The organism is Collinsella sp. AM43-1, assembly GCF_003467925.1.
GTDB lineage: Bacteria > Actinomycetota > Coriobacteriia > Coriobacteriales > Coriobacteriaceae > Collinsella.
The window spans coordinates 47,972-60,514 of record NZ_QSFR01000010.1 but is presented as its reverse complement, the minus strand read 5'-3'; the positions used below and the strand labels follow the sequence as shown (position 1 = coordinate 60,514).

The window sequence follows — 12,543 nt, the reverse complement described above, 5'->3', positions numbered from 1 at the left end:
CTCGTTAATCTAGGCGCTGGCCGTCGGCGCGCACGCGCTCGCACCCGCGCCCACTGATCTGGCGTATAACCTCGCCGGCGATCATCTGGCCCATGATGGGCGGCATAAAGCTCGCGGTTCCCAGCTCGGTGCGCTCGTGGATGTTGGAAGGGTCGCGGGGCTGGGTTTTAACCGATTCCTCGCAGCTAAACAGCACGTGCAGGCTCTTGATGCCGCGCTTTTTGCACTCTTTGCGCATGATGCGGCTCATGGGGTCGCGCACGGTGTCAAAGATATCGGCAAAACGCAAGCATTCGGGATGCAGCTTGTTGGCCCCGCCCATAGAGCTAACCAAACGAATGTCGTGATCTTGAGCATATTTGGCAATGGTGAGCTTGGCCGAGATGGTGTCGATGGCGTCGACGACGTAGTCGAGCTTGCCGCCCGTCTGCTCCAAAACGCTCGCGAAGAAATCATCGATGTTGTCGCTCAGCAGGTATTCGGTACGTTTGATAACGGTGGCGGCAGGATTGATATCGTGGATCATGGCTTCCATAACATCGACCTTGCGCTTGCCGATGGTGCTGTGAAAGGCGATGGCCTGGCGATTGATATTGCTGGGCGCGATGATGTCCTTGTCCAGAATTACAAAATGACCAATGCCGCCGCGGGCGAGTGCCTCGCAGCAGTTGGAGCCCACACCTCCGCAGCCGAGTACCAGCACCGTGGCATCGGCGAGCTTGTCGAGTGCCTCGCGGCCCATGATGATCTCGAGCTTGGCATCGCGCGTCTCGTTGGGAGTTGCGGCTGTGGTTTCGGTCATAGACATCCTCCGATGGGGAAGCGAATCGTGTTTTAGCTATCGCCATTATAGGTATTATCGCGATTCCATTTGAGCCCTAGGGGCTTGTTGAAATGAGGCAGTGATTCGCATAAGATGAAGCAGATGGCACCCGTTGCAGCGGGTTGGCCAACTCCCAAACACGTTTGTAGCGTGAGAAGTGGCCGTCTTCGCATTACGCGGGGGCGGCTATTTCATTCGACCTCCAATGTGGATGCCGAGCTCCACAGCCGCGATTACAAGCAACAACAACGTCAGGACATCGTTAATACTCATAGTCCATCTCCTTCTTGGGAAGAGGGAGCTGGCCCATCTGCTTCTGGACCCATTGTATCTAAAAACGAACGAATGTTCTATACATAACATTGCTATTAGATAATTAGACAAACATCTAAATATCGAGTATAGTGTGCACGTCGCGAGAGATAGCGAGAGGAGGTTCTATGCCGGGAGAAGGTTTTAAGGCGCTGGCGGATCCAACGCGGCGGCGCATTTTAGAACTGCTGCGCGAGGGCAATTGCACGGCGGGGGAGCTTGCCGAGCATTTCGATATCAGTAAGCCGTCGCTAAGCCATCACTTGGCGACGCTCAAAAATGCCGGGTTGGTGACCGACGAGCGCCATGGCCAAAACATCGTATACAGCTTAAACACCACCGTCATGCAGGATTTAATTGGCTGGTTTATGGGCTTTACAAACACTGAAGGTGATAAGGATGAATAACGAAAACAAGGGCATTCACCCCACGGGGGTATCGTCGCGCGTGTGGATTGCGCTGGTCGCTCTGTGCGTCGCCAATGTCGTAGCGCACCTCATGGTGATGCCGAGCTTGCCTGCGCAGATTCCCACGCACTGGGGCGCGAACGGCGCCGTCGACGGTTGGGGTCCTAGCTGGATGGCCTCCGCGCTCGGCGCGCTGCCTCTGGCGCTTCTCGCAATGTTCTGCGTGGTGCCGCGCATCGACCCCAAAGGCGAGGCATATCGAACCTCGGGCAAGTTCTATCAGGGCTTCGTAATCGCCTTCACCTTGTTCATGTGCGCCATAAGCTGGCTGGGAGAGCTTACGGTCTGGGGCGTGGTGCCGGCGGTCGGTTCGGTCAACGTGCTGATTTCCGGTGCTGTCGGTTTGCTGTTCATCGGCGTAGGCAACTACTTGCCGCGTGTGAAGCAGAACTATACGCTCGGTATCAAGACGCCCTGGGCGCTTGCCGATCCCGAGAACTGGCGCCGTACGCAGCGCTTTGGCGGTGCCTGCTTTATGGTGCTGGGTGTTGGCCTGATTGTGATGGGCGTGGCGGGCAGCGTGCTTTCGAGTGAAGTCGTCGCCGCGGTGATTGCGGCTCTGGCGTTTGGTTCGGCCGGAGCTGCCTACGCCTATTCGTATCTGCTGTGGCGTAAATCGCAGCGAGCCGTTCGCTAAGGTTGCGGAAAACTAGCGTACGCAGTTCATAGTATGTTCCGGGGGACTTTTCCCAGGTAGTATTAGGGGGTGTGGGCAACCATGCCCCTTTTTCGTTAAGTTTCAGAGCTGGTTTTCTCATTTCGTTTCCACTAAAGCGAATCAAGAATAGGGAAACAGCAGGTAGAAAGGATAGGACAGACATATGGCGGAGTTTATCTACCAGATGTATCAGGCTCGCAAGGCCCATGGCGACAAGGTAATCCTTGACGACGTGACCCTGAGCTTCTACCCCGGTGCCAAGATCGGCGTCGTGGGTCCCAACGGCATGGGCAAGTCGACCCTGCTCAAGATCATGGCCGGCATTGAGGAGGTCTCCAACGGCGATGCCAGGCTCACCCCCGGCTACACCGTGGGTATCCTGCAGCAGGAGCCGCCGCTCGACGACGACAAGACTGTCATCGAGAACGTGCGCATGGCGTTTGGCGATATGATCGCCAAGGTCGATCGCTTCAATAAGATCGGCGAGGAGATGTGCGACCCGGATTGCGACATGGACGCCCTTATGGCCGAGATGGGCAAGCTCCAGGACGAGATCGATGCCGCCGACGGCTGGGATATCGATTCCAAGCTCGGCCAGGCCATGGACGCCCTGCAGCTGCCCGATTCCGACATGCCGGTCAACGTGCTCTCTGGCGGCGAGCGCCGTCGCGTGGCCCTGTGCAAGCTGCTGCTCGAGGCTCCCGACCTGCTGCTGCTCGACGAGCCCACGAACCACCTGGACGCCGAGTCGATCCTGTGGCTCGAGCACTTCCTGCACAACTACCAGGGCGCGGTGCTTGCCGTCACACACGATCGCTACTTCCTGGATAACGTTGCCGAGTGGATCTGCGAGGTCGACCGCGGTCACCTTTATCCCTACAAGGGCAATTACTCCACGTATCTGGAGACCAAGGCCGCGCGTATCGAGGCCCAGGGCAACCGTGACGCCAAGCTCGCCAAGCGCATGGAGGCCGAGCTCGAGTGGGTACGCAGCTCGCCCAAGGCTCGCCAGGCCAAGAACAAGGCCCGTCTGGCTCGCTACGAGGAGATGGAGGCCGAGGCCCGCGCAAGCCAGAAGCTCGACTGGACCGACATCCGCATCCCTGTGGGCCCGCGTCTGGGCAACAAGGTGCTCGAGGCCCATCACCTGCACAAGGAGTTCGATGGCCGCGTGCTCATCGATGACCTTTCGTTCACCCTGCCGCGCAACGGCATTGTGGGCGTTATCGGCCCCAACGGTGTCGGTAAGACCACGCTGTTCAAGACGATTGTGGGCCTGGAGCCGCTGACTTCGGGCGAGCTCGAGGTGGGCGAGACCGTCAAGATTTCTTACGTCGACCAGAACCGTTCCGGCATCGACCCCGACAAGAACCTGTGGGAGGTCGTCTCGGATGGCCTGGACCACATGATGGTCGGAGAGACCGAGGTTCCGAGCCGCGCTTATGTGGCGAGCTTTGGCTTTAAGGGCCAGGACCAGCAGAAGCGCGCTGGCGTACTCTCCGGTGGCGAGCGCAACCGTCTGAACTTGGCGCTTACGCTCAAGCAGGGCGGCAACCTGCTGCTCCTCGACGAGCCCACGAACGACCTCGACGTCGAGACGCTGTCCTCGCTTGAAGCGGCGCTGCTCGAGTTCCCGGGCTGCTCGGTGGTCATCAGCCACGACCGTATGTTCCTGGACCGCGTCGCCACGCACATTCTGGCGTGGGAGGGCACCGACGAGAATCCGGGCAACTGGTATTGGTTCGAGGGCAACTTTGAGGCCTATCAGGCCAACCGCATCGAGCGTCTGGGCGAGGACGCAGCCCAGCCGCATCGTATTCACCGCAAGCTGACGCGCGATTAGTCGAGCTCAGGTGACCTAACGAGAAAGGGACGATAACCTTGGGGTTATCGTCCCTTTTTGTTACTTGGTAGAAGGCTCGACTTTATCGATGACCCAGGTGGATCCAAGGCCACCGGTGGTGTTGCGGCGGATGCGCACGGTAACCTCGCGGCGCTCGCCGGCCTGCGTGTAGCGCAGGGGGAAGCTTGCGCGGTTTCGCGCGGCCTCGATGGTACCGCGCTCGCGGGCGATCCAGTAGTACTCGCCGACAATGCCGAGGGTGTCGGCGCCGTAGGGGAGATAGGTCGACAGCTGGTGCAGAAGCGGGCCGGGGCAGAAGACCTCGGTTGCGAAATCGACGGGGAAGTTCTCGGGGATGGTCGGTGCTGCAGGTGCGGGGGCTGGGGCCGCTGCGGGTGCCGAAGCCGGTGCCGGTGCGGGAATTTGGTCGCAAGCAGCGGCGGGCACGGACTCGATGACGGGTGCGGGCTCCGGCGTCGCTTCCGGCCTGGTCGTGGAATCTGCGGGCTTCACGATGGCGGGCGCGTCTGCAGCTGCAGTTTCAACCTCAACCTGCGCCGCGTTCTCGTTCTCGACGCTCGACTTTGCCTCGATGGGCGTGGACGCCATGGTGGTGATGCCGGCGTTGGCGTTCTCGGGATCATAGACGACCGTGAGCGAGATGGCGGGCTGCGGCGTCCCGGGCTCCGGCGCCGACTCGGTAGCGTCTTGATCGGCGGGCTCGTCGGACTGATCGTCCTCGGCCTCGTCGCCAAAGACATCGCTGTTTTGGAATGCAGGCGTCTCGGGTTGGTCAGCGGCTTCTTCGGTTGTCGATTTGGGAGCCTCGTTGAGCTCCGCAGCGGCTTCCTGCTCGGATATGACTTTGGGATTGGTCGTGGCGGCGATTTCGGTTTCGGCTTCTGCTGTTACCTCAATAGCGACTTCAATCTCTGCCTCGGGCTCGGGTTCCGGTGCGGCGTCAACCATGGCTTCGGGCTCGGGACGCTTAACGTGCTTGGGACGCACAGCCTTGAGGTCCTTCTCGCCGCGCTTTTTCTTTTTATAGGACTGCTTGGCTCCCTTGGTAGCCTTGGGCTTGTCCTCGCCTTTGGCAAGGGCGGCATCCCAGACCTCGTTGGCGATGACGGTGGCATACAGGCGACCGCCCTTAAAGACGGTCAGCTTAATGCAGTCGTCGAGCTCCTCGAGCAACTCGCGCGTGGACTCGAAGCCCAGGTCATAAGCGGCCATGTCACCAGCGGCGAGTGCCTTCTCGACCTGCGTCATAAACGTTTGCTTGCCGCATCCAATCGCATCGCGCAGCAGGCGATACAGATAGATGTGGTTGCCCAGCGATAGTGTGGGCTTAACTATTGTCTTGCTCATGGCAAATCTCCTCTTTACACACCAAAGCATCTTACCATCGCACGGGCCTTGCCATCTCGTCGCCCAAGGTAAACGGGCGCGACCGTTGCCGGTTCGCGCCCGTTATGCAGGTCGGTTATCTATGAGAGACAAACGTGCTTAGTTGCCCGATGCCGTGTCTTGGCTCGAGCTGTCAGATGCCGTGCCGGAAGCGGTTCCGCTCGAGCTGTTGGTGTTGCTATTGTCGGTAGATCCCGTGCCCGATGCATTGCCGCTCGTCTGGTCGCCTGTGCTCGGTTGAGAGTCGTCAGTCGTTTGGCTTGAGTCAGTCGTGCTGGATTGCGTGCCACTGTTGGCCGTAGAGGAATCGGCGCCCTGCGATTGATCGGGGGTGTTCGATGACGAGTCGGTGGGTGCGGAGTTGCCCTGCGGGTCGTCCTGCTGGCTTTGCGATTGACCGGAGCTATCCGCGTCGTGCTCGGTCGTATGCGACGACAGGATTGGCTCGGGACGCTCGCCCAGGCCCTCACCGGCAGTGGTGATAAGGATGGCGCCGGCGCAAGCGATGACCGCGACGATGGCGATGGCGATCGAGAAGACGATAACCTTCTTCTGCGTCTGGCTGCGCTCTGCCGCCGCCTTGGCGCGCAGGCTGTTGGGGGCGACGCGCGCCGTGGTCGCGCGCCCCGCAATCTGGCGCACCTCCTGCGTAGTCGCGGCGCCGCCCAGGTGCTCCTCGGCATTCAACTCAACGGGCTCATAGGCGCCGGCAGGGTAGTCGTCGGCGGCGTGCGTACCTTTGAGGGCTTCGGCGCTGGCAGAGATAAAGTGGCGGTAGACCTGCGAGGACACAACGGTGATGACCGAGCTCACGGCGGCACCAATTACTGAACCAGCGATACCAATCTTGGAGGCAAGCGCGACGCTCGTGGCGGCGGCTGCGGCGCCGGCGATGATCTGGGGAATGGAAATGTCGTCGAACAGGCCCTTTTTGGGCGCGATGGCCATGGTCTGTCCGATGGAATGGTTTTCGTGAACGCCGTTGTTGAGCGATGCCGGCGTCATGACGCGCGTGCGCGGCGCGTCGGTGTACTTGGTTGTCATACGGGGTCCTCCCGGCGTAAATCTGCTTCGTTTCGTGTAGCCATCAGGGTACCCACCAGATGTGAATCGTACGTGACATTTAACAGATACCATCAACTCATCAATAGCTCACCAAGTTGGTGGGATGCGGTTGCACCCGGCGGTTGAACTACAATAGGGCTTGCTAATTGTTGTGAATGGCGTCTACGCACGGGAGCATTCTTATGAATCTTCACCTTTCTCAGTCTGATGGCTTTTTGCGTGTGGCGGCGGCGTCGCCGCAGATTCGCGTTGCCGATGTCGAGGACAATGCCGAGGTTGCGCTGGCGGCTGTTCGCGATGCTGCCGAGCGCGGCGTTCGTGCGTTGGTGTTGCCCGAGCTTAATCTGACTGGCTATACCGCAGCCGATCTGTTCCATAACCGCACATTACTGCATGCCTGCGAGACCGCACTGGCACATATTCTCGATGAAACCCGCGGGCTGCCGATTGTCTTTACCATCGGTCTTCCCGTTGCAGTTGCCGAGAATATCTACAACTGCGCCGCCGTGTGCTGCGCGGGCGAGCTTTTGGGCCTTACGGCCAAGAAGTATCTGCCCAACTATGGCGAGTTCTATGAGCGCCGTTGGTTTGCTCCGGCGCCCGCCGATCCTGTGTGGGTTGAATTTGCCGGTCAGGGTCCGGTTCCGCTGGGTTCGGGGCTTGTCTACCGTTGCTGTGATGAGGGCGCCGAGGACCTGGTGCTGGGCGTTGAGGTCTGTGAGGACCTGTGGGTGCCGGCGCCCCCTTCGACCGAGATGGCGCTTGCCGGTGCGACGGTGATTCTCAACCCGTCGGCCTCGGACGAGATTATCGGTAAGGCAGATTACCGCCGCAGCCTAATCTCCAATCAGAGCGCGCGCCTGTACTGTGCCTATGCCTATGCAGACGCGAGCGAGGGCGAGTCCACGACCGACATGGTCTTTGCGGGCGAGAACCTTATCTACGAAAACGGATCCAAGCTCGCCGCCACTAAACTGCTTACCTGCGATATGGCGGTGGCCGATGTCGATCTTGACCGTCTGGTTGCCGAGCGCCGTCGCTCGACGACGTGGACGCGCACCGACGATGCGCCGGAGGCCACGACCGTTGAGTTTTCGTTTGAGGGCGTGCTGGCCGAAGAACCTGTCCTGCGCGATGCCTGCGATATCGACCGCGTCTTCCCCCGCGCGCCCTTCGTGCCTGCCGACCATGGTGACCTGGCTGAGCGCTGCGAGACCATCCTCGACCTGCAGACCGCGGGCCTCAAGACCCGCCTTGCCCATACGGGTACCAAGGCTGCGGTCATCGGCCTTTCGGGTGGCTTGGACTCCACGTTGGCGCTGCTTGTGACCGTGCGTGCCTTCGATGCGCTGGGGCTGCCGCGCACGGGTATCACGGCGGTCTCCATGCCAGGTTTTGGCACGACGCATCGCACCAAGTCGAATGCCGAGTCGCTCGCTCGTGACTTGGGTGTGAGCTTCCGCGAGGTCTCGATCCATGCAGCCGTGGAACAGCACTTTAAGGATATCGAGCATGATCCGGCCGTGCAGGACGTGACCTACGAGAACAGCCAGGCGCGCGAGCGTACGCAGATTCTGATGGATCTGGCCAACCAGGCTGGCGGTTTTGTCATCGGCACGGGCGACCTGTCGGAGCTGGCGCTCGGCTGGGCTACCTATAACGGCGACCACATGAGCATGTACGCCGTCAACGCGAGCGTGCCCAAGACGCTTGTGCGCCATCTGGTGCGCTATGCCGCCGATGTCTTTGGCGGGCGCATTGCCGAGGTCTTGCTCGATATCCTCGATACGCCGGTGTCCCCCGAGCTTCTGCCGCCCACGGGCGACGGCGAGATTGCGCAGAAGACCGAGGATTTGGTGGGCCCGTACGAGCTGCACGACTACTTCCTCTACTACCTGCTGCGTTTTGGCTTTGAGCCTGGCAAGATCTACCGCATGGCGCTCAAGAGCTTCGAGGGCGTCTACGACGCCAAGACCGTCCACACGTGGCTACGTACGTTCTACCGTCGCTTCTTTGCCCAGCAGTTTAAGCGCAGCTGCCTGCCCGATGGTCCCAAGGTGGGCTCGGTGACGCTCAGCCCGCGCGGCGATTGGCGTATGCCGAGTGACGCTAGCTCGCGTCTGTGGCTTGCGCAGATCGACGCGCTCAATCCAGTTGACTAAGGTTGGCTAAATTGAACCAATACGGGGGTTGCAAGCGTTACACTTTTGCAATCTGATGGCCCGTATCGCGCGGCGCTCTTGTCGGAGCGCCGCGTTTTTTATATCGAAAGGTGGCACCATGCAGGCATCGCAGCGTCTCGACCGCTTTGGCGCGGAGGTCTTCGCCTCGCTCAACAACAAGCTTCTCGCGCTGAAGGCTCAGGGCAAGACCATTTACAACATGAGCGTGGGCACGCCCGACTTTAAGCCGTACGACCACGTGGTCGAGGCGCTCACGCAGGCAGCCCAAGATCCCGAGATGTGGAAGTATGCCCTGCGCGACCTGCCCGAACTCAAGCAAGCCGTGTGCGATTACTATGAGCGTCGCTTTGGCGTTTCGGGCATTACGCCGTCTATGGTGCAGTCGTGCAACGGCACGCAGGAGGGTGTGGGCCATTTGGGCCTGGCCCTGCTCGATCCAGGTGACACCATTCTGGTTCCCGATCCGTGCTACCCGGTCTTTGAGGCGGGTGCCAAGATCGCCGATGCCAAGCTCGAATACTATCCGCTGGTTGCCGAGCATAATTACCTGCCCTATGTGGCGGGTATTGATCCCGAGGTGGCCGATCGTGCCAAGTATATGATCGTGTCGCTGCCCGCGAACCCGGTCGGCTCGGTGGGCACGCCCGAGGTCTACGAGGAGATTATCGCCTTTGCCCGCGAGCATGATCTGTTGATCGTTCATGACAACGCGTACTCCGACATCGTGTTTGACGGCGAGCCCGGCGGCAGCTTCTTGCAGTATCCCGGTGCGCTCGAGGTGGGCGTTGAGTTCTTCTCGCTCTCCAAGTCGTTTAACGTCACCGGTGCGCGTATCGGCTTTTTGGTCGGCCGCGAGGACGTGGTCTCTGCCTTTGCCAAGCTGCGCAGCCAGATCGACTTTGGCATGTTCTTCCCGATTCAGAAGGCCGCCATCGCCTGCCTGAACGGTCCGCGCGATGAGGTCGAGGCGCAGCGTCTGAAGTACCAGGAGCGCCGCGATGCCCTGTGCGACGGTCTTGAGGGCCTGGGCTGGGAGCGTCCCAACGCACATGGCTCTATGTTTGTGTGGGCCAAGCTTCCCGGTGGTCGCACCGATTCCATGGCGTTTTGCGAGGAGCTCATGGAGAAGGCCGGCGTTGTGGTGACGCCGGGCGCGAGCTTTGGTCCTTCGGGCGAGGGACACGTGCGCATGGCGCTGGTCCTGCCGCCCGACCAGATTGCTTTGGCTGTCGAGGCCATTCGCGAGGCGGGCCTGTATTAGAAAGGTATTTCGACTCGTCAATAGCTCGAAACCGATTTCGTGCAGTTATTTTACGATTTCTGCAAACAATTTCGGTAAACGGTCGATTTTTGGCTGCGAATAGGAGCATAATCAAAGTCCCGATTGGATGTATTGGGATTACGGCAAGCCGCTCGGGTCGTTCCCGGGCGGCTTGTTTGTGGAGAGAGATGGGAGTTTCTAATGGTTAACGAGAAGAAGGTCGCTATTGTCGGCTGCGGTTTCGTTGGTTCGTCTTCGGCGTTCGCGCTGATGCAGAGTGGTCTGTTCTCCGAGATGGTCCTCATCGACGTGGACAAGAACCGCGCCGAGGGTGAGGCCCTGGATATCGCGCACGGCATGACGTTTGCCGAGCCGATGAAGATCTACGCCGGCGATTATTCCGATGTCGCCGACGCCGCCATGATCGTCGTCACCGCTGGCGCTGCCCAGAAGCCCGGTGAGACTCGCCTGGACCTGGTCAACAAGAACGTCAGCATCTTTAAGTCCATTATTCCCGAGATTAAGAAGTCCGGCTTCGACGGCATTCTGCTCATCGTCTCCAACCCGGTCGATGTTCTGACCTACGCCGCCATCAAGATGTCCGGCCTGCCCGAGGGCCACGTCATCGGTTCCGGTACCGTGCTCGACACCGGCCGTCTGCAGCAGATGCTTGGTGCCCATGTCGAGGTCGACCCGCGCGATGTCCAGGCCTATGTCATGGGTGAGCACGGCGATTCCGAGTTTGTCGCTTGGTCCAGCGCTCAGGTTGCCGGCGTTCCGCTGAACACCTTCTGCGAGCTTCACGGTCATCTGGAGCATGAGGCTGCCGAGAAGCGCATCGCCGAGGACGTCAAGAACTCCGCCTACACCATCATCGAGAAGAAGCACGCCACCTACTATGGCGTTGCCATGGCCGTCAAGCGCATCTGCACCGCCGTCATGCGCGATGAGCAGACCGTTCTGCCCGTCTCCTCGCTCATGGTGGGCGAGTATGGCCTGTCCGATCTTGCCATCTCCATGCCGACGGTCGTTGGCCGCGACGGCGTTGTCTGCCGCGTCCCCGTGCCGCTGAACGATGACGAGCAGCATGAGCTTACCGCCTCCGCCAAGGCCCTCAAGGACATCATCGACAGCGTCGACTTCTCCTGCTAAATCAAGCTCGCTAGAGCGAAAAGCTACAATGAAGGCGTCCGGGTCCACACGGCCCGGGCGCCTTTTTGGTGCAAAGTAACCTGACCCCAATGCACCATAGTTGCCCCAATGCACCATAGTTGATGGGAGGGCCATGTCGGATTCGCCTAATTTTTTAACCTATGCCCAGACGGCGTTTGATCCGTTTGAGGAGAGGCCGTTCTGCGCGGTGGATAGCCTCGTCTTTGCGTGGTTGTCCTATTTGCGTTTGCCGGGTGATATGGCGGAGCTGACGAACTGGCAGGGCCTAGACGTACGCGAGCTGCTGCGTGCCGAGTGCTACCGGGACATGATTGACGACTTGTGGGACCCGGAGGGGAGCAAGGCCTTGCTGGAGGCCGTGGCAGCAAGTCCTCGCTACCGTGGCGTGCACGTTTGCGGCTATCGTGCCGTGAGCGATGTGGTGGCGACAGAGCAGTTTGCAGCCATGGCGTTCCGGTTTCCGGCGGGGTTTAGCTATCTTTCCTTCCGGGGGACCGACAGCACGATTGTGGGCTGGAAAGAGGACTTTAACATGGCGTTCCGGTATCCTGTGCCGGCCCAGGAATCCGCGGCGCGTTATGTGGACGAGGCGGCGGATGCGATTGACGGGCCGCTTTTGTGCGGAGGTCATTCCAAGGGTGGAAACCTTGCGGTGTACGGTGCGGCGATGTGCTCCGATGTCGCCCGTGCGCGAATCGAACAGGCGTATTCCCATGATGGTCCGGGTTTCGTCGAGGAGTTTCTGAACGGCAACGCCTTTGCCGATCTTTCCGGTCGAATCGACAAGACGCTACCTCGGTCGTCGATCTTTGGCATGATGTTCGAGACGCAGGAGGACTATGCCATCGTTGAGAGCACCGAGTTCAGCCTGCTGCAGCACAATCCCTTTAGCTGGGTGGTTGATGGTCGCGACTTCGTGTACTGTGAGCGCCTGTCCGCCGGTGCTCGATACGTTGATGGCTCCATTCGCGAGATGCTGCTTGCAGTTTCGCCTAGCGAGCGCGAGCGTTTCGTAGATGCGTTGTTCTCCGTGTTTGAGGCTACGGGTGCTGAGCGGTTTGCGGATATCGCTGGGAATCTGCGCGAGAGCCTGCCCGTGATGCTCCAGGCTGCGCAAGGGTTTGACAAGGATACGCGACGCTTTGTCTCGCAGACCATCGTGGCAATTCTTAAGTGTGCGCTGCTGCCCAAACGTCCCGAGTTCAGCGTGCCTTCTAGTGGTAAGAGCCTGGCAGAACAGCTCGAGGTATGGCAGTCCGAGCTCCTGCGCTAGCCATTGGTGCAAAGCAACCTGTCCCCGATGCACCAATCTTCGATGCGCCTGGGGCGGGCTCGACCGCTATACTGGTTC

Annotated in this window: 10 protein-coding genes; 7 read left to right on the top strand and 3 right to left on the bottom strand. The window is 60.1% G+C overall.

Annotation, left to right across the window (positions count from 1 at the left end):
• Positions 1–4 precede the first annotated feature (4 nt).
• Complete coding sequence (locus DW925_RS06350; RefSeq protein ID WP_117583904.1) at positions 5–802, bottom strand: ThiF family adenylyltransferase; 798 nt, start codon at positions 800–802, stop codon at positions 5–7.
• Between the two features lie 461 nt (positions 803–1,263).
• Between DW925_RS06350 and DW925_RS06345 the strand changes: the two genes are divergently transcribed.
• The 3 genes from DW925_RS06345 to ettA all read left to right on the top strand — a co-directional run bounded on the left by DW925_RS06345 (position 1,264) and on the right by ettA (position 4,103).
• Positions 1,264–1,542, top strand: a complete 279-nt coding sequence (locus DW925_RS06345; RefSeq protein WP_022094448.1) for an autorepressor SdpR family transcription factor — start codon at positions 1,264–1,266, stop codon at positions 1,540–1,542.
• Positions 1,535–2,239, top strand: a complete 705-nt coding sequence (locus DW925_RS06340; RefSeq protein WP_117790648.1) for an SdpI family protein — start codon at positions 1,535–1,537, stop codon at positions 2,237–2,239. Before DW925_RS06345 ends, DW925_RS06340 begins: the two co-directional genes overlap by 8 nt.
• Before the next feature lie 184 nt (positions 2,240–2,423).
• Positions 2,424–4,103 carry an energy-dependent translational throttle protein EttA gene (gene ettA / locus DW925_RS06335; protein ID WP_055251458.1) on the top strand — a complete coding sequence of 560 codons (1,680 nt, stop codon included), beginning with the start codon at positions 2,424–2,426 and terminating at the stop codon, positions 4,101–4,103.
• 60 nt (positions 4,104–4,163) lie between these two features.
• Here ettA and DW925_RS06330 read toward each other — a convergent pair whose 3' ends face one another.
• The gene (locus tag DW925_RS06330) at positions 4,164–5,471 is read right to left on the bottom strand and encodes a hypothetical protein (RefSeq protein WP_117790647.1); all 1,308 of its coding nucleotides are present in this window, start codon (positions 5,469–5,471) and stop codon (positions 4,164–4,166) included.
• Between the two features lie 138 nt (positions 5,472–5,609).
• A complete protein-coding gene (locus DW925_RS06325) occupies positions 5,610–6,554 on the bottom strand; it encodes a hypothetical protein (protein WP_117790646.1) in 945 nt (314 codons plus the stop codon).
• 203 nt (positions 6,555–6,757) lie between these two features.
• On the opposite strand from DW925_RS06325, the gene DW925_RS06320 reads away from it, so the two are divergent.
• The 4 genes from DW925_RS06320 to DW925_RS06305 all read left to right on the top strand — a co-directional run bounded on the left by DW925_RS06320 (position 6,758) and on the right by DW925_RS06305 (position 12,465).
• On the top strand, positions 6,758–8,737 hold the full coding sequence (locus DW925_RS06320; protein ID WP_233540247.1) for an NAD(+) synthase: 1,980 nt from the start codon (positions 6,758–6,760) through the stop codon (positions 8,735–8,737).
• Positions 8,738–8,855: 118 nt separating this feature from the next.
• Entirely contained in the window at positions 8,856–10,019 is a 1,164-nt protein-coding gene (locus DW925_RS06315) for a pyridoxal phosphate-dependent aminotransferase (RefSeq protein ID WP_117745888.1), read from the top strand.
• 201 nt (positions 10,020–10,220) lie between these two features.
• Positions 10,221–11,171, top strand: coding sequence for an L-lactate dehydrogenase (locus DW925_RS06310; RefSeq protein WP_089573042.1), 951 nt, complete (start codon positions 10,221–10,223; stop codon positions 11,169–11,171).
• A gap of 133 nt (positions 11,172–11,304) precedes the next feature.
• Positions 11,305–12,465 carry an Mbeg1-like protein gene (locus DW925_RS06305; RefSeq protein WP_117583912.1) on the top strand — a complete coding sequence of 387 codons (1,161 nt, stop codon included), beginning with the start codon at positions 11,305–11,307 and terminating at the stop codon, positions 12,463–12,465.
• Positions 12,466–12,543: the final 78 nt, after the last annotated feature.